Source organism: Achromobacter sp., assembly GCF_049647645.1.
Lineage (GTDB): Bacteria > Pseudomonadota > Gammaproteobacteria > Burkholderiales > Burkholderiaceae_B > Achromobacter.
This window is the reverse complement of sequence record NZ_JBARYB010000305.1, coordinates 15,784-32,872: the sequence shown is the minus strand read 5'-3', so window position 1 is coordinate 32,872 and position 17,089 is coordinate 15,784. Positions and strand designations below refer to the sequence as shown.

The following is a 17,089-nucleotide window of genomic DNA, read 5'->3' as shown; positions in this document are numbered from 1 at the left end:
GGGGCCAGACTCGGCCAATGGCATAAAATAATTTTTTAAGGGCCCCCCTCTCGCAGCCATGAACGCCCCACTCGCCAGCCACATCTTGAACGGGGCGATGCCGCCCGCAGCACCCGCGCGCTTGCGCGAAATCCCGTACAACTACACGTCGTTTTCCGACCGCGAGATTGTCGGCCGGCTGTTGGGCGATGACGCCTGGAGCCTGTTGAGCGACCTGCGCGGCGAGCGCCGCACCGGCCGTTCCGCCCGGATGCTGTACGAAGTGCTGGGCGATATCTGGGTGGTGCGCCGCAATCCCTATCTGCAGGACGACCTGCTCGACAACCCCAAGCGCCGCAAGCAGCTCATCGAAGCCCTGCATCACCGCCTGGGCGAAATCGACCGCCGCCGCGAGCCCGACGTTCCCGCCGAGGCCGGCCATGATCCGCACCGCGACGAGAAGGTCGTCGGCCTGCTGGCGCGGGCGCGTTCGGCCATCGCTGCGTTCGAGGGCGAGTTCGACCAGACCGCCATGATGCGCAAGCAGGCGCAGAAGGTGCTGGGCCGCATCACCGCTCGCGACAACATCAAGTTCGACGGCCTGTCGCGCGTGTCGCACGTGACCGACGCCACCGACTGGCGCGTGGAATACCCCTTCGTGGTGCTGACGCCGGACTCGGAAGACGAGATCGCGGCGCTGGTCACGGCCTGTATCGAACTGGGGCTGACCATCATTCCGCGCGGCGGCGGCACTGGCTATACCGGCGGCGCCATTCCGCTGACCTGGAAGTCGGCGGTGATCAACACCGAGAAATTCGACAAGCTCGGCAAGGTCGAGTCCTGTCTGCTGCCCGGGCTGACCGAGCCCGTGGCGGTGATCCATGCCGGCGCCGGCGTGGTCACCAAGCGCGTGTCCGAGGCCGCGGAGGCGGCCGGCTTCGTGTTCGCCGTCGACCCGACCTCGGCCGAGGCGTCCTGCGTGGGCGGCAACATCGCCATGAACGCGGGCGGCAAGAAGGCCGTGCTGTGGGGTACCGCGCTGGACAACCTGGCCTGGTGGCGCATGGTCGACCCCAACGGCAACTGGCTGGAAGTGGCGCGCCTGGACCACAACATGGGCAAGATCCATGACGTGGAACTGGCCCGCTTCGAGCTCAAGTGGTTCGACGGCCGCGGCAAGCCGGGCGAGCGCCTGCTGAAGACCGAAACGTTGGAAATCCAGGGCCGCGTATTCCGCAAGGAAGGCTTGGGCAAGGACGTCACCGACAAGTTCCTGGCCGGCCTGCCCGGCATCCAGAAGGAAGGCTGCGACGGCCTGATCACGTCGGCGCGCTGGGTGCTGCACCGCATGCCGCGCTACACGCGCACGGTCTGTATGGAGTTCTTCGGCCAGGCGCGCGACGCGATTCCGTCGATCGTCGAGGTCAAGGGCTACCTGGACGGCGAAGGCCGCGCCCGCGGCGCCATCCTGGCGGGGCTTGAGCACCTGGACGAACGCTATCTGCGCGCGGTGGGCTACGCCACCAAGAGCAAGCGCGGCGTGCTGCCCAAGATGGTCCTGATCGGCGACATCGTCGGCGACGACGAAGACGCCGTGGCCGCGGCGTCGAGCGAAGTGGTGCGCCTGGCTAACACGCGCCATGGCGAAGGCTTCGTGGCCGTCAGCCCCGAGGCGCGCAAGAAGTTCTGGCTGGACCGCTCGCGCACCGCCGCCATCGCGCGCCACACCAACGCCTTCAAGATAAACGAAGACGTGGTGATCCCGCTGCCCCGCATGGGCGAATACACGGATCACATCGAACGCATCAACATCGAGCTCTCGACCCGCAACAAGCTTAAGCTGCTGGGCGAGCTGGACGCCTACCTGTGCACGCCGCTGCCCGTCGGCAAAATCGACGACACCGACGTCGAGACCACCCGCGCCGAAATGCTGGCCGAGCGCACGCGCCTGGCGCTGGAACTGCTGGCCGCCGTCAGGCAGCGCTGGCAGTGGCTGCTGGACAACCTCGACCTGCCGCTCATGCAGGCGCTGCCCGAGCTGCATGGCCTGGGCCTGGGCGAATTGCAGCCGGCGCTGTCGGACCGCCTCGCGGCGCAGCCGGGCGCGTGCGTCTTCGACGTGGTGCAGGATCGCACCATCCGCCTGTCCTGGAAGACCGAAGTGCTGGCCGGCCTGCAGCGCACCTTCTCGGGCGCGGCCTACAAGAAGATCGTCGACGAACTGGTCGCCATCCACGGCCGCGTACTCAAGAGCCGCGTCTTCGTGGCGCTGCACATGCACGCCGGCGACGGCAACGTGCACACCAACATCCCCGTCAACTCGGACGACTACGAGATGCTGCAGGAGGCCCACCAGGCCGTCGAACGCATCATGCAGATCGCCCGCGACCTGGACGGCGTGATCTCCGGCGAGCACGGCATCGGCCTGACCAAGTACGAATTCCTGACCGAAGCCGAACTGGCGCCGTTCCAGGACTACAAGCGCCGCGTCGATCCGAATGGCCACTTCAACGCCGGCAAGCTCATGCCAGGCGCGGACCTGCGGCACGCCTGGACGCCCAGCTTCAACCTGATGGGCCACGAGTCGCTGATCATGCAGCAAAGCGACATCGGCGCGATCTCGGAATCCATCAAGGACTGCCTGCGCTGCGGCAAGTGCAAGCCGGTGTGCGCGACCCACGTGCCGCGCGCCAACCTGCTGTATTCGCCGCGCAACAAGATCCTGGCCACCTCGCTGCTGGTGGAAGCCTTCCTGTACGAAGAACAGACCCGGCGCGGCGTCAGCCTCAAGCACTGGGAAGAGTTCGAGGACGTGGCCGATCATTGCACGGTCTGCCACAAGTGCTACAACCCCTGTCCGGTCGACATCGACTTTGGCGACGTGTCCATGAACATGCGTGCCGTGCTGCGCCGCATGGGTCGCAAGTCGTTCAATCCGGGCACGGCCAGCGCCATGTTCTTCCTGAACGCCAAGGACCCGGCCACCATCAACGCCACCCGCAAGGCGATGGTGGGCGTGGGCTACAAGGTCCAGCGCGCCGCGCACGACCTGCTGTCGGGCCTGGTCAAGAAGCAGACCGCCGCGCCGCCGGCGACGGTGGGCAAGCCGCCGCTGCGCGAGCAGGTGGTGCATTTCGTGAACAAGAAGATGCCCGGCGGGCTGCCCAAGCAGGCGGCCCGCAAGCTGCTGGACATCGAGGACGCGAACTACGTACCCATCATCCGCGATCCCAAGGCCACCACGGCCGACACGGAAGCGGTGTTCTACTTCCCGGGCTGCGGTTCGGAACGGCTGTTCTCGCAGGTGGGTCTGGCCACGCAGGCCATGCTGTGGCATGCGGGCGTACAGACCGTGCTGCCGCCGGGCTATCTGTGCTGCGGCTATCCCCAGCGCGGCAACGGCATGACGGACAAGGCCGAGCAGATCATCACCGACAACCGGGTGCTGTTCCACCGCGTCGCCAACACGCTGAACTACCTGGACATCAAGACGGTGGTGGTCAGCTGCGGCACCTGCTACGACCAGTTGGCAGGCTACGAGTTCGACAAGATCTTCCCCGGCTGCCGCCTGATCGACATCCACGAGTACCTGCTGGAAAAGGGCATCAAGCTGGAAGGGGCCAAGGGCGTGCGCTACATGTACCACGACCCCTGCCACACGCCCATGAAGCTGCAGGAGCCCATGAAGACCGTGCGCGCCCTGGTCGGCGACGACGCCATCAAGAGCGACCGCTGTTGCGGCGAATCGGGCACGCTGGCCGTCAGCCGCCCCGACATCTCCACGCAGGTGCGCTTCCGCAAGCAGGAAGAACTGCTCAAGGGCGATGCCGAGCTGCGCAGCGACGGCTTCACCGGCGATGTGAAGGTGCTGACCTCGTGCCCGTCGTGCCTGCAAGGCCTGTCGCGCTATGAAGGCGACACCGGCATGGACGCGGACTACATCGTGGTCGAGATGGCGCGCCACATCCTGGGCGAAGGCTGGATGGAAGAGTACGTGCGCCGCGCCAACGCGGGCGGCATCGAGCGGGTACTGGTCTGACGCCCTGACGCGCCCCGCTGCGCGTGAGCACAAAAAAACCGCGGCCAGCAATGGCCGCGGTTTTTTTTCAGCTGTGGCAATGCGCCGGAGGGATTACTCCAGCTTGATGCCGGCCTTCTTGATCACGTCCGCCCAGGCGGTGCGTTCCTGTTCTGCATAGGCCTTGAACTCCTGCGCCGACAGCGGCATCGGGATCACGCCCATGTCCAGCATCTTCTGCGACACGGCGGGCGACTTCAGCGTGGCGTCCAGTTCGGCCGCCAGCTTCTTGACGACCGGCTCAGGCAGGCCGCCCGGGCCGATCAGGCCTTGCCAGGCATAGGCGGTGAAGTTGGGCACGCCTTGCTCGGCCATGGTGGGCGCGTCCGGCAGCGCGGCGACGCGTTCCGGGGTGGCCGCGGCCAGGACGCGCAACTTGCCGGCCTTGACGTTGGGCAGGCCGGCGGCCAGGTCGATGAACATCACGTCCACCTGTCCGCCCAGCAGGTCCTGGATGGCGGGGGCGGCGCCCTTGTAGGGCACGTGCAGCAGGTTGGCGCCGGTGCGCTGCTTGAACAGTTCCAGCGCCAGGTGGTGCGGCGAGCCCGCGCCGGCGGAGGCCGCCGACAGCTTGCCCGGCTCTTTCTTGGCGGCCTGGATCACGTCGTCCACCGTCTTGAACGGCGAGTTGACGTTCACGGCCAGGAGCAGCGGGAACTTGGCGATGCCGCCGATATAGGTGAACTTGGACGGATCGTAGGACAGCTTGGCGTACAGCGACGGGTTGAATGCCAGGGTGCCCGAGTCAGCCGTGCCGATCATGTAGCCGGTGGGTTCCGCCTGCGAGACAGCGGTGGCGCCGATGATGGTGGCGGCGCCGGGGCGGTTCTCGACCACGATGGTCTGGCCCAGCGGCTTTTCCATGCCGCCCGCGACCGTGCGCGCCACGACGTCGGCGCCGCCGCCGGCGGGATAGGGCACGATCCAGCGGATCGGCTGGGCGGGCCAGGATTGGGCGGAGGCCGCGCCGGCGGCCAGGGACAGGGCGGCTAGCGCCAACAGGCGCTTCGCGTGCTTATGCATGGGGTGTCTCCAAGTGCGGAATTAAGTATGGGCCGGCGCCGCGGGGTGCGCGGGGGCCTGTTATGCGCCGTTATTATGCCTTGCGTCCCCGGCAATCGGCGGATGTTTTGCACCCCGTTTTCAGCGGCTTATTGCGGATCCGGGTAGCTGCGGGCGCCGAAGATCGCCGAGCCGATGCGCACTTCGGTGGAGCCTTCCTCGATCGCCAGCTCGAAGTCGCCGCTCATGCCCATGGACAGCCGGTCCAGCGATACGCCGGGCAGGTTTTCCTGGCGCAGCCGGTCGCGCAGCTCGCGCAGGGCGCGGAAGCAGGCGCGCACTTCGGCGGCATCCGGCGAATTCACCGCCAGCGTCATCAGGCCCTGCACGCGCAGGGTGGGGTAGTCGGCGGTGATACGGCGCAGGAAGGCAGACACGTCCGCGGGATCCATGCCGTACTTGCTCGGCTCGGGCGAGGTCTTGACCTGTACCAGCACGTCCAGGGTCCGGCCTTCATTCGCCAGGCGGCGATGCAGGGCCTCGGCCAGTTCCGCCCGGTCCAGCGACTGGACCTCGGCCGCGTCGCGGGCGGCGTCGCGGGCCTTGTTGGTCTGCAGATGGCCGATCAGCACCCATTGCAGGCCCAGGCCGGCCAGTGCGGCGGCCTTTTGGCGGATCTCCTGCGTCTTGTTTTCGCCGTAGCGGGTCAGCCCCAGCGCCATGGCCTCGCGGATGGCATCCACGCCGAAGGTCTTGCTGACGGGCAGCAGGGTCACGCTGTCCGGGCTGCGGCCGGCGCGCGCGCAGGCGTCGGCGATGCGTTGCTGGATCAGGGCAAGGCGCCCGGCCATGGTGTCTACGACGGTCATTCAGCTCTCTGGTAGGAACGGGATGTCCCATAGTGTAGGACTGCGCAGGATCGTTTCGCCACAGTGCCCGCGCACGTCGTTGACCCTGTGCAATCGGCAGGCTTAGAATTTAGAGATATTTGTTTATATTTCAATGTTCTATGCCATCCGGCGCCGCCCCAGCGGGCGACACGGTTCCTCACCTTCACTGTCTCCCGCCATGTCCACCGCAGCGCCTGAATACGCTTTCGCCACGCCATTCCTGAATCCCCCCGCTTCCCCCATCCGATCGCTCATGCCGTATGCCTTGCGGCCCGGCACCATTTCGCTGGCGGGCGGATATCCCGCGCAGGAACTGTTCGACGTGGAAGGCCTGTCGATCGCATCGACCCAGGTGCTGGGCCGCCTGGGCGCCTGCCTGCAGTATTCCAACATCGACGGCCAGGCCAGCCTGCGCCACGAACTGGCGCGCCTGTCCGCGGAGCGCGGCTTGAACTGCAACGCCGATACCGAGCTGGTCGTGACAGGCGGTTCGCAGCAGGCCTTGGCCTTGCTGACCCGCGTCATGCTGCAGCCCGGCGATCACGCCATCATCGAATCGCCCGCGTTTCCGAACTCCGTGCAGGCGCTGCGTTACACCGGCGCAACGGTGCATACGGTGCAGTCGGGCCCGGAGGGCATCGACGTGGACGCGCTGGACGAGCTGGCCGGGCGCATCAAGCCCAAGATGGTCTGCGTGGTGGCATCGTTCTCGAATCCCTGTGGCGCGACCCTGACGCGCGAGCGCCGTTTGCGGCTGCTGGAACTGGCGGTCAAGCATCGTTTCCTGATCGTCGAGGACGATCCCTACAGCGAGCTGCGCTTTGCCGGCGAGGCCGTGCCGCCCATCGCCGCCCTGGCTGAAGGCGAGGCCCGCCACTGGGCCGTGTACCTGGCCAGCATGTCCAAGACCATGGCCCCTGCACTGCGCATTGGCTGGCTGGTGGCGCCGCCCGAGGTCCGCCGGCGCTGCGTCAGCGCCAAGGCGGCCGACGACATGGCCTCGTCCGCCTGGATCCAGGAAGTCGTGGCCCAGTACCTGGCCAACGGCCGTTACGGCGAACATGTGCCGCGTATCCGCGCGGCCTACGGCCTGCGCTGCGACGCCATGGCCGAATCGCTGGCCCGCGAACTCAACGGCCGCGTCACCTTCAGCAAGCCCGAAGGCGGCATGTTCTTCTGGGCCCGCCTGACGGGCGAGATCGACGCCACGCGCCTGTTGCCCTATGCCATCGAGCAAGAGGTCGTCTACGTGCCAGGGAAGGCGTTCTATGCCGACGCGGCGCAGGCCGACCTGCACGCCATGCGCATGTCGTTCGCCACCATGAACGAAAGCCAGATCGCCCAGGGCATGGTGCGGCTGGGCCGCGCCCTGGACGCGTGCGAAGCCAACGAGCCGGTGTCGATCTCGCTGGCTGCCTGATGCCGGCTTGACGGCGCGCATCCGCCGCCGCCTTGCCTGTTGCTATGCTTTTCTGCCTGTCCGTCCCGGCGCGAGCGCGCCGGGACGCGCATACCTAAATAAGCGCTTGTTATTTGGTTCGAGCGCTTCATGTCTATAAGCTTCTTGCCTCGGCGCGTCCCCGCGCCCGCAAAGCAGAACAGGAAACGAGGTCATGAACATTGCAAAAGGGTTGATCGGCGCGGCGTTGTTGGCGGCAGCGGCGCAGGGCGCGCAAGCGGCCACGCTGGACGTGGTGCGTCAGCGCGGCGCCGTGGCTTGCGGCACGACCACGGGCTTCGCGGGCTTTTCCGCGCCCGACGCGCAAGGCAAGTGGCAGGGGCTGGACGTGGACGTGTGCCGCGCCATCGCCGCCGCGGTCTTCGGCGACGCCAACAAGATCAAGGTGGTGCCGCTGAATTCGCAGCAGCGCTTCACCGCCCTGCAATCCGGCGAGGTGGACGTGCTGACGCGCAACACCACCGTCACGCAGCAGCGCGACACCGCGCTGGGCATCATCCACGCCGGCATCAATTTCTATGACGGCCAGGGTTTCCTGGTGCACAAGTCCCTGGGCGTGAAGAGCGCCAAGGAAATCAACGGGGCCACCATCTGCCTGCAGACCGGAACCTCCAATGAAAACACGCTGGCCGACTGGGCGCGCGCCAACAACGTGAGCTACAAGCCGGTCGTGATCGAGACCTTCAACGAGGTGGTCAACGCCTTTGCCGCGGGCCGTTGCGACGTCTTCAGCACCGACGCTTCGGGCCTGGCCTCGATCCGCATCTCCAAGCTGCAGAACCCCGACGATTACGTGGTGCTGCCCGAGATCATCTCCAAGGAACCGCTGGGCCCGTTCGTGCGCCAGGGCGATGATGCCTGGCTGAACATCGTGCGCTGGTCGCTGTCGGCCATGATCGAGGCCGAGGAGTACGGCGTGTCGTCCGCCAACGTGGACGAACAGGCCAAGAGCGCCAACCCCAACATCAAGCGCATCCTCGGCGTCACGCCCGGCAGCGGCGCCAACCTTGGGCTGGACGAGAAATGGGCCTACAACATCGTCAAGCAGGTGGGCAACTACGGCGAGAGCTTCGAGCGCAACGTGGGCCAGGGCAGCCCCTTGAAGATCAAGCGCGGCCTGAATGCGCAATGGACGCAGGGCGGGCTGATGTACGCGTTGCCGATCCGCTGACAAGGATGGATTTCGCGCGCCCGGCCATCGATTGCCAGCGCGCGGAACCCCAGAGCGTCAACCGCGCCGGTATAGCTCGGCGATCTTCACGAACGCGGCGCGCAATTCCCGCGTGCCGCCCTGGAAGATCATCGGCCGGCCGCGGTGCGTGAATACCACCAGGCGCTTGGAAAACAGCATCGGCACGAAGCGCGCGTAGCGCACGTCTTCCCAGGCGACTTCGCGGCGCGTGAACCAGGTCTGGCGCAGGCCGCGTTCGTCGATGGTGGTGATGGACGTCTGCATGTGCCAGGACACGAACAGCAGTCCCAGGAAGCACAGCGCCACTACTGCGGCCAGCAAGGTGTCGAAGGGTTGCGAGGGCGCGCGGATGGCGGTGGTGACCACCTGCACGCCCAGCACCGCCAGGATGACCCAGGTCAGGATGCGGACCCAGTCGGGCCAGGCCTGGGCCGACAAGGGCAGCGGGCCGATGGCCCGCAGCAGCGCCGCGTGATCCTCGGCGGGGGGCGTGCCGGCGGGAGTGCTCATGGAGTCCGTCATGCCGCCCGTTTGGCGGCGATGGCGTTGCCGGCGCGGCTGGAACCCTTGCGGTTCAGGTGGCCCGACATCCACTGGCCGATATCGACCACGGCGTCGAAGTCCACGCCGGTATCGATGTCCAGGCCGCGCAGCATGTACAGCACGTCTTCGGTGGCGACGTTGCCGGTGGCGCCCTTGGCGTAGGGGCAGCCCCCCAGGCCGGCCACCGAGGTGTGGAAAATCGAGATGCCGGTTTCCAGCGCCGCCAGGATATTCGCCAGCGCCTGCCCGTAGGTGTCATGGAAATGGCCGGAAATGCGCGCTGGATCGGCAATGCGCGTCACTGCCGTCATCACTTCGCGCACGCGCTTGGGCGTGCCCACGCCGATGGTGTCGGCCACGTCGATCTCGTCGACCTGCATCGCCAGGTAGCGTTGCACCACGTCCACCACCGATTCCACCGGCACTTCACCCTGGTACGGGCAGCCCAGCGCGCAGCTGATGCTGCCGCGCACGCGGATGCCGGCGGCGCGCGCCGCTTGCACCACGGGTTCGAAGCGCGCGATCGATTCGGCGATGGAACAGTTGATGTTCTTTTGCGAGAAGGCCTCGCTGGCGGCGCCGAAGATCACGATCTCGTCGGCGCCGGCGGCCAGCGCACCTTCGAAGCCCTTCATGTTGGGCGTGAGCACGGAATAGATGGTGCCGGGGCGGCGCGCGATGCGGGCCATGACTTCGGCGCCATCGGCCATTTGAGGCACCCATTTGGGCGATACGAACGAGGTGGCTTCCACATTGGGGAAACCTGCGGCGGCCAGGCGGTTGACCAGTTCCACCTTGATGTCGGTGGGCACGAATTCTTTTTCGTTCTGCAGGCCATCGCGGGGCGACACCTCGACGATCTTCACGTGGGAGGGCAAAGCCATGTCTCTTCCTGTCTCGGGAGGGGGGAGCGGCGCGGCAACACGGCGGCGCTATCCGCACAATATTAGCGCCATAGGGCAGGCGCCGTTTTGCAGGAAAGGCAAAGGGCAATCGCCCTGGGGGACCAACCCTATTTCAGCCGCTGGTAACGGCCGTCGTCCAGCCGGACGACACGGCCTTGCAGCTCCAATTCGAGCAGTTGCGTTTGCAATTTGGCGGTGTCCATGCCGCTGCGGGCCTGGATTGCGTCCAGATGCAGCGGATCGTAGCCCAGCGCGTCGAGCACCGGGTGGTCAGGCAAGGTTTCCGGAGGCTGCGCGCGCGCGGCGGGCGCGGGATCGCCGCCCAGTTCGTCGGTGATGTCCGTGGCGGTTTCGACGAGCTTGGCGCCCTGGCGGATCAGCGCGTGGCAACCGCGCGAGAGCGGCGAATGGATGGATCCGGGAATGGCGAAGACCTCGCGCCCGCCCTCGGCGGCCAGCCTGGCCGTAATCAGCGATCCGCTCTGGCGGGCGGCTTCCACCACGAGCACGCCCCGGGACAGCCCCGCCACGATGCGGTTGCGCTTCGGAAAATGCTGCGGCAGCGCGCCCGTCCCCAGCGGCAATTCGGACACCAGCGCGCCGTGCGCCGCGATGCGGTGCGCCAGGTCGCGGTGGCGGGCGGGGTAGATGCGGTCGATGCCCGTACCCATGACGGCCACCGTGCCGGCGCCGTCCGGGCCGGCCTCAAGCGCGCCTTCATGGGCCGCGCCGTCGATGCCCAGGGCCAGCCCGCTGACCACGCGCCAGCCATGCCCGGCCAGATGGCGTGCAAAGGCGCGGGCGTTCTCCTGGCCGCCAGGCGTTGCGTTGCGCGCGCCTACCACCGCCAGCGAGGGCCCCTGCAGGAAGGCCGGATCGCCGGCGACGTAGAGCAGGATGGGCGGGTCGGCGATGGTGAGCAGGCTCTGCGGATAAGTGGGATCGGCCAGCGTCAGGATGTGCCGCCCGGGCGCGGCGACCCATTCCAGCGCGCTTTCAACCTGCGCCGCCATCTCTTGCGGCATGGGGGCGGCAAGCTGCCGCGCCAGCGCCTCGGGCAGATGGCGCGACAAGGCCGTGGCGCGCTGGGCGTAGATCTGTTCCGGCAGGCCGAGCGCGCCCAGCAGCGTGCAGGCGGTGGCGGAGCCTATGTTCGGCTCCAGGGACAGGCGCAGCCAGGCGGCCAGTTCGGAGGGGGATTGCGTGAGCGGCATGGGGCGGGCGCGTAAGCGTCGAGGGTGCGAGAGTGTCGCATGCGGGGCGCCCGGGCGCGGGACCGGGGCGGACTGATTTGCGGCGCGGCGCGGCGGGCCAATCCGGCGGGAGGTGGCAATCCCGCCAATCCCGGGATTAGCCGAAAACTATTAGAAATCAAGAGTCTAATGAATTAAACTCTTATGTAAACCTGACTACCGGCATTTCCCCGCAATGGCTTTACTTCCTATTCTTCGCTATCCGGACCCGCGCCTGCACAAAAAGGCCAAGCCGGTCGCCGAGGTCGACGACCGCATCCGCAAACTGGTGCGCGACATGGCCGAAACCATGTACGACGCGCCGGGCGTGGGCTTGGCCGCGACCCAGGTCGACGTGCATGAGCGCGTCGTCGTGATCGACGTGTCCGAGGACAGCAACCAGCTGCTGGTCCTGATCAATCCCGAGATCACCTGGCATAGCGACGACTACAAGATCTACGAAGAAGGCTGCCTGTCGGTGCCCGGGGTCTACGACGACGTCGAGCGCGCGTCCCGCATCCGCTGCAAGGCGCTGGACGTCGACGGCAAACCCTTCGAGTTCGAGGCCGACGGCCTGCTGGCCGTGTGCGTGCAGCACGAGCTGGACCATCTGGAAGGCAAGGTATTCGTGGAATACCTGTCCAGTCTGAAGCAGAACCGCATCAAGACCAGGCTGAAAAAAGCCGAGCGCGAAGCGCTCAAAGCTTAAGGGTAGAGTCCATCCCCATGCGCCTAGTCTTTGCCGGCACGCCGGAATTCGCCCGTATCGCTTTCGACGCCCTGCGCGCCGCCGGCCATGAGATCCCGCTGGTCATGACCCAGCCCGACCGCCCGGCCGGGCGCGGGTTGAAGCTGACCCCCAGCCCCGTCAAGCAGGCGGCGCTGGACGCCGGCATCGAAGTCGCCCAGCCGCGCAGCCTGCGCCTGGACGGCCGTTATCCCGAAGAGGCGAGCGAGGCCCAGGCTTTGCTGCAGCGCGTGGCGCCCGATGTGATGGTGGTGGCGGCCTATGGCCTGATCCTGCCGCAGTGGGTACTGGACCTGCCGCGCCTGGGGTGCCTGAACATCCATGCCAGCCTGCTGCCGCGCTGGCGCGGCGCGGCGCCCATCCAGCGCGCCATCGAGGCGGGCGACGCCCAGACCGGCGTGACCATCATGCAGATGGACCAGGGCCTGGATACCGGCGACATGCTGCTGGAACGCGTGGTGCCGATCGGCGCCGATACCACTGCGGCCGAGCTGCACGATGCGTTGGCGCTGGCGGGCGGCGAGGCCATCGTCGAAGCGTTGGCCGCCCTGGCCCAGGGCGGCCTGACGCCGCGCAAGCAGCCCGAAGCCGGCGTGACCTATGCCGCCAAGCTCGACAAGGCCGAAGGCGCTCTCGACTGCATCCAGCCCGCCGAACTGCTGGCGCGCCGCGTGCGCGCCTTCAATCCCGTACCCGGCGCCAGCATCCGCCTGCCCGGCCTGGCCGACCCGGTGAAGGTCTGGCGCGCGCAGGCGCTGGATGAAGCCGCCACAGCGGCGCCCGGCAGCGTGCTGCGGGCCGAGGCCACAGGCATCGACATCGCCACCGGCAGCGGTGTGCTGCGTTTGCTGGAATTGCAGAAGGCGGGCGGCAAGCGCCAGCCCGTGGACGTGTTCGCGCGCGGCTGGCAGCCAGCCTGAACCTGCCGGGGCCAGGCGGCCCCGGGACTTCCCTTCAATACAAGGTGCTGGCCACGCGGGCCGGCAGTTCGCGGTCGTAGGTGACGCCGTCGAAGGTGCCCGCCGTCAGATCCGACAGCATGCGGCCCACGCTGGGCAGCGCGCTGCGCGGCACCTGCATGGCCGGATCCCACAGCTTGGAGCGCAGCAAGGCCCGCGAGCACTGGAAGTACACGGTGTGCACGTCCACGACCAGCACCGAGCGCGGCAGCTTGCCATCCATTTCGAAGCGCGCCAGCAGCGCAGGGTCCACGCTGATGCGTCCCGCGCCATTGACCCGCAGCGTCTCGCCTACGCCCGGCACCAGGAACAGCAACGCGACCCGCGGATCGGCCAGGATGTTGCGCAGGCTGTCGATGCGGTTATTGCCGCGGCGATCCGGCAGCAGCAGGGTCTTGTCGTCCTCCACCACCACGAAGCCGGCGGGATCGCCGCGCGGCGAGGCGTCCAGTCCATCGGGGCCGGCCGTCGCCAGCACCGCGAACGGCGCGGCCTCGATGAAGGCGCGGTAGTGCGGATGCACGTGATCCACTTCCTTCTTGATCGAGGCTTCGCCGGAAGCGCCATACAGCGCCTGCAAGGCGTCTGCGTCGGTGACCAGATGGGCGGGATCGATGTGCATGGCTTGGGCTTCCAGGTTCAGGCCAGCGTGGCTGGCAGATCGGCAACGGTCAGGAACAGCTCGTCGGGGCCGCGCTCGCGCAACGCCTCGACATGGTTATAACCCCAGGCGACGGAGCCGACGCGCACGCCGGCCTTGCGGGCGGCGTCGATGTCGCGCATTTCGTCGCCCACCAGCAGGAAGCGCTCGGGGGCGGTGCCGTGCTGCCTGAGCAGGCGGTCGATCTTGGCGGACTTGCCGAACAGGTCGGTGCCGCATTCGTAGTCGTCGAACAGGGCGGCGGTTTCCGCGCCCAGCACGCGCTGCACGTTCTCGATGGAGTTCGAGCTGACCACCGCCAGGCGCAGCCCGCCCGACTTCAGGCGCGCCAGCGCGTCGGGGATGCCATCGAACAGGTGCACGCTGGGATCGATCTCCTGCATCAGCGTGCGCACGTGCGCCATGATGGCGGGCAGTTTCCACAGCGGGATGCCGAGGAACTTGAGGATCTCGGCGGCATCGCGGTGCCGCAGCTGCTCGCGTTCGGAAGTGTCGATCTTGCGGAAGCCGTACTTGTCGGCCACCGTGTTCAGAATGGAGTTGAACCAGGGCATGGTGTCCGCCAGGGTTCCGTCGAAATCAAAAGCGGCGATGTCGTATTTCAAGTCGTGAATCTCTAGAGCCTGTTGATACGGGAAGCAGAGCCTTGCGCCGGCCCTAGATGCCGTTCGGATGCAGCAGGTAGTGCACGACGGGGGCCAGGCCTTCGAGCGGCGGCGCGCCGGCCACGACGCGGGCGGCGCTGCTCCACGGGTAGTCCAGCCCCAGCAGCCAGCCGAACACGGCTTCGGTGTCGTGCGCGGGCAAGGTCACCATGGTTTCGATGGTGATGACCAGGCCGGTGGCGCGATACGGCTCCGGCTGGAATTCCCATTCATACCGGCCACAGCCCACGCGCACGTTGCCGCTGGCCTTTTCCGTCATGCCCACGATCCAGTCGCATTGGTAAGCGGGCAGGCGCGCGCCCGGCTCGGGCCGCGCCAGGTAGTACGTGTAGACATTTTCGTAGGTCTGGCCGAACTTGCGCACCAGCGTGTCGGTGATCGCGGCCAGGCCGTGCGATTCGGGCGGGAAGGCGATGGCCTGCGTGCGCAAAGCCATCTTCAGCACCGCGTCAGGGGCGAACGCGCGCGCCATGTGGTGCGGGCGGTTCTCGTCCTTGGCGTGAAAGTAGTCGCGCAGTACGGACTCAGTGCTGGCGGGAGTCAACGCATGGGTGGGCATTGCGGGGCTTCCGTTGTGGTCGGGTTGATGGATGGCGTCAGGCCTTGATCTGCTCGAACCACTTCGAGACATTGGGTGGTTCGTACATGGCGTAGCGGTCCAGCAGCAGGGCAGGATCCTCTTCCACCACCAGCATGTCGCGATGCTGGGGGCGGATGAATTCTTCCTCGACCGCATGGTCCACGAACTGGACCAGCGCGTCGTAGTAGCCGGCGATGTTCAGCAGGCCGCAGGGTTTCTGGTGCATGTTCAGCTGCGCCCAGGTCCAGACCTCGAAGAACTCCTCCAGCGTACCCGCGCCGCCGGGCAGCGCGATGAAGCCGTCGGCCTTTTCCATCATCATGGCTTTGCGTTCGTGCATGTTCTGCACCAGGTGCAGCTCGGTCAGGCCGCGGTGCGCCTGTTCCTTCTTCATCAGCAGTTCCGGGATCACGCCGATCACGCGGCCGCCGGCGGCCAGCACCTCATTGGCCACCACGCCCATGATGCCCACGACCGAACCGCCATAGACCAGTCCCAGATCGCGCTGCACCAGTTCGCGGGCCAGCACGCGGGCCTGGTCGATGTAATCCGGCCGGGCGCCCGGATTCGAGCCGCAATACACGCAGATGTTCTTCAGAGTCATAGAGAGTCGAGTAATGCCTGCTCCCGTTACAGATTGCGTCACGGGATTCAGGGAAGCCCATAGTTTACGCAAGGTTGGAAAACGGCCCCGGTAGCCGCTGTTTTCGGGGCAGGGGCAATGTTTGGACACAGTATGTTCCGCCACGATCGGTAGACTGGGTTGTTCGGAGAGACTGGAAGCCCAGTGTCGCAGTGCTTTCACTTAACCAAGAGGAGCCACGATATGGAACAAGCAACCCGTACCCAAACGCAGGCAAGCCGCCCGTTCAAGATGGACGTCAAGGCGATACGTGCGAAGGCCCGCAAGGACATCGAGTCCGGCGCGGTGACCGACACCTATCGCGCCGACCGGCAGACCGTGCTGAAGCTGTTGAATGAAGCGCTGGCCACCGAGATCGTCTGTGTGCTGCGCTACAAGCGCCATTACTTCATGGCGCGCGGGCTGAACGCCGAGCCCGTGGCCGCGGAATTCGCCGAACACGCCACGCAGGAACAGGAGCACGCGGACCGTCTGTCGGAACGCATCGTGCAACTGGGCGGCGAGCCCGACCTGTCGCCCAAGGACCTGCTGGAGCGCAGCCATTCCGAGTACGTCGAAGGCGCGTCGCTGGAGGACATGATCAAGGAGAACCTGATCGCCGAACGCATCGCCATCGACAGCTATCGCCAGATGATCGACTACATCGGCGAGCAGGACTCCACCACGCGCCGCATGCTGGAAGAGATATTGGCCGTGGAAGAAGAGCACGCCGACGACATGTCGGACTTCCTGGCGCGCAGCTAGCGGACCGGCAGCGAGGCAGCGGCGCGCGCGTCGTGCAGGCGCGCCGCCGCATCCAGCGCCGCATGGTGCTGCTCGGCCCAGCGGTCCAGCGCGACCAGCGCGACATTCAGCGAGCTGCCCAGTTCGCTCAGCCGGTAACTTACGTGCGGCGGCACGGTGCCCAGGTCCTCGCGCAGTACCAGGCCATGGCGTTCCAGTTCCCTGAGCGTCTGCGTCATGACCTTTTGCGAAATCCCGTCCAGCCTGCGCAGCAGTTCGTTGTTGCGCAAGGGACCATGCTCCAGCGCTGGCAGGATCAGCGGCACCCATTTGCCGGCGATCAGTTCCAGGGCGCGGCGCGAGGGGCACGCAGCGTCGAATACGTCGCCAGCAGGCGACAGGGCGGCAGGTTTTTTCATGGTTACCAAAAGGTGCGTACTTGTCCTTGGGTAACTATAGCCTCTACGCTGGCGCTTCCCTGGTCCTGGCAGGAGGCCGAGATGGCCTGGTTGATTCTGGTCGCCGCGAGCGCGGTGGAAATCGTGATGGCGCTGGCCTTGAAGTATGCGGACGGCTGGACCCGTTTCTGGCCCAGTGTGATCGGCATTGCCGCTGCGCTGGGCAGCGTGTTCCTGTTGACGCTGGCCATGAAACAGCTGCCTGCGGGCACGGCTTACGCCATCTGGACCGGGATCGGTTCCGTGGGCATTACGGTGCTGGGAATCATGCTGTTCGGGGACTCGCCGTCCGCCGCGCGCCTGTTGTGCATCGCGCTGATCGTGGGCGGCGTGGCGGGGCTCAAGCTGCTGGAAGCCTGAACCCCGCGCGCG

17 protein-coding genes are annotated in these 17,089 nt (G+C 66.8%); 7 read left to right on the top strand and 10 right to left on the bottom strand.

Annotation, left to right across the window (positions count from 1 at the left end):
• Window positions 1–58 precede the first annotated feature (58 nt).
• A complete protein-coding gene (locus WBB14_RS34270; RefSeq protein WP_424243694.1) occupies window positions 59–4,018 on the top strand; it encodes a DUF3683 domain-containing protein in 3,960 nt (1,319 codons plus the stop codon).
• A gap of 93 nt (window positions 4,019–4,111) precedes the next feature.
• Here the strand turns inward: WBB14_RS34270 and WBB14_RS34265 are convergent, their stop codons facing one another.
• Both WBB14_RS34265 and WBB14_RS34260 read right to left on the bottom strand, forming a co-directional pair.
• A complete protein-coding gene (locus tag WBB14_RS34265; RefSeq protein WP_424243693.1) occupies window positions 4,112–5,080 on the bottom strand; it encodes a Bug family tripartite tricarboxylate transporter substrate binding protein in 969 nt (322 codons plus the stop codon).
• A gap of 128 nt (window positions 5,081–5,208) precedes the next feature.
• Window positions 5,209–5,928 carry a YggS family pyridoxal phosphate-dependent enzyme gene (locus WBB14_RS34260; RefSeq protein WP_424243692.1) on the bottom strand — a complete coding sequence of 240 codons (720 nt, stop codon included), beginning with the start codon at window positions 5,926–5,928 and terminating at the stop codon, window positions 5,209–5,211.
• Between the two features lie 199 nt (window positions 5,929–6,127).
• Here WBB14_RS34260 and WBB14_RS34255 point away from each other — a divergent pair, with 199 nt between their 5' ends.
• Together WBB14_RS34255 and WBB14_RS34250 are read left to right on the top strand one after the other, a co-directional pair.
• Window positions 6,128–7,369, top strand: coding sequence for a PLP-dependent aminotransferase family protein (locus WBB14_RS34255; RefSeq protein WP_424243691.1), 1,242 nt, complete (start codon window positions 6,128–6,130; stop codon window positions 7,367–7,369).
• Between the two features lie 193 nt (window positions 7,370–7,562).
• Window positions 7,563–8,579 (top strand): amino acid ABC transporter substrate-binding protein, encoded by a 1,017-nt coding sequence (locus WBB14_RS34250; protein WP_424243690.1) that lies wholly within the window; start codon window positions 7,563–7,565, stop codon window positions 8,577–8,579.
• A gap of 57 nt (window positions 8,580–8,636) precedes the next feature.
• On the opposite strand, the gene WBB14_RS34245 is transcribed toward WBB14_RS34250, so the two are convergent.
• From WBB14_RS34245 to dprA, 3 genes are all read right to left on the bottom strand, one after another.
• Window positions 8,637–9,110 carry a hypothetical protein gene (locus tag WBB14_RS34245; RefSeq protein ID WP_424243689.1) on the bottom strand — a complete coding sequence of 158 codons (474 nt, stop codon included), beginning with the start codon at window positions 9,108–9,110 and terminating at the stop codon, window positions 8,637–8,639.
• An 8-nt stretch (window positions 9,111–9,118) separates the two neighbouring features.
• Complete coding sequence (locus WBB14_RS34240) at window positions 9,119–10,027, bottom strand: hydroxymethylglutaryl-CoA lyase (protein ID WP_424243688.1); 909 nt, start codon at window positions 10,025–10,027, stop codon at window positions 9,119–9,121.
• 128 nt (window positions 10,028–10,155) lie between these two features.
• Complete coding sequence (dprA, locus tag WBB14_RS34235; protein ID WP_424243687.1) at window positions 10,156–11,262, bottom strand: DNA-processing protein DprA; 1,107 nt, start codon at window positions 11,260–11,262, stop codon at window positions 10,156–10,158.
• 214 nt (window positions 11,263–11,476) lie between these two features.
• Here dprA and def point away from each other — a divergent pair, with 214 nt between their 5' ends.
• Window positions 11,477–11,989 (top strand): peptide deformylase, encoded by a 513-nt coding sequence (gene def / locus WBB14_RS34230; protein WP_424243686.1) that lies wholly within the window; start codon window positions 11,477–11,479, stop codon window positions 11,987–11,989.
• A gap of 17 nt (window positions 11,990–12,006) precedes the next feature.
• Window positions 12,007–12,948, top strand: a complete 942-nt coding sequence (gene fmt, locus WBB14_RS34225) for a methionyl-tRNA formyltransferase (RefSeq protein ID WP_424243685.1) — start codon at window positions 12,007–12,009, stop codon at window positions 12,946–12,948.
• Between the two features lie 34 nt (window positions 12,949–12,982).
• Here the strand turns inward: fmt and WBB14_RS34220 are convergent, their stop codons facing one another.
• Genes WBB14_RS34220 through WBB14_RS34205 form a run of 4 tightly spaced genes read right to left on the bottom strand, consistent with a single transcriptional unit; the run spans window position 12,983 to window position 15,497 of the window.
• Entirely contained in the window at window positions 12,983–13,609 is a 627-nt protein-coding gene (locus tag WBB14_RS34220) for a pyridoxamine 5'-phosphate oxidase family protein (RefSeq protein ID WP_424243684.1), read from the bottom strand.
• Window positions 13,610–13,626: 17 nt separating this feature from the next.
• The gene (locus tag WBB14_RS34215; protein WP_424243683.1) at window positions 13,627–14,253 is read right to left on the bottom strand and encodes an HAD hydrolase-like protein; all 627 of its coding nucleotides are present in this window, start codon (window positions 14,251–14,253) and stop codon (window positions 13,627–13,629) included.
• 52 nt (window positions 14,254–14,305) lie between these two features.
• A complete protein-coding gene (locus WBB14_RS34210) occupies window positions 14,306–14,872 on the bottom strand; it encodes a hypothetical protein (RefSeq protein WP_424243682.1) in 567 nt (188 codons plus the stop codon).
• Between the two features lie 37 nt (window positions 14,873–14,909).
• Window positions 14,910–15,497, bottom strand: coding sequence for a TIGR00730 family Rossman fold protein (locus WBB14_RS34205; RefSeq protein ID WP_424243681.1), 588 nt, complete (start codon window positions 15,495–15,497; stop codon window positions 14,910–14,912).
• A 222-nt stretch (window positions 15,498–15,719) separates the two neighbouring features.
• On the opposite strand from WBB14_RS34205, the gene WBB14_RS34200 reads away from it, so the two are divergent.
• Window positions 15,720–16,280, top strand: a complete 561-nt coding sequence (locus tag WBB14_RS34200) for a ferritin-like domain-containing protein (protein WP_424243680.1) — start codon at window positions 15,720–15,722, stop codon at window positions 16,278–16,280.
• Here WBB14_RS34200 and WBB14_RS34195 read toward each other — a convergent pair.
• Window positions 16,277–16,678, bottom strand: coding sequence for a winged helix-turn-helix transcriptional regulator (locus WBB14_RS34195; protein ID WP_424243679.1), 402 nt, complete (start codon window positions 16,676–16,678; stop codon window positions 16,277–16,279). The two genes, WBB14_RS34200 and WBB14_RS34195, sit on opposite strands and share 4 nt — an antisense overlap.
• Before the next feature lie 81 nt (window positions 16,679–16,759).
• On the opposite strand from WBB14_RS34195, the gene WBB14_RS34190 reads away from it, so the two are divergent.
• Window positions 16,760–17,077: a DMT family transporter gene (locus tag WBB14_RS34190; protein ID WP_013396691.1), complete on the top strand. Its 318-nt coding sequence runs from the start codon at window positions 16,760–16,762 to the stop codon at window positions 17,075–17,077.
• Window positions 17,078–17,089 lie beyond the last annotated feature (12 nt).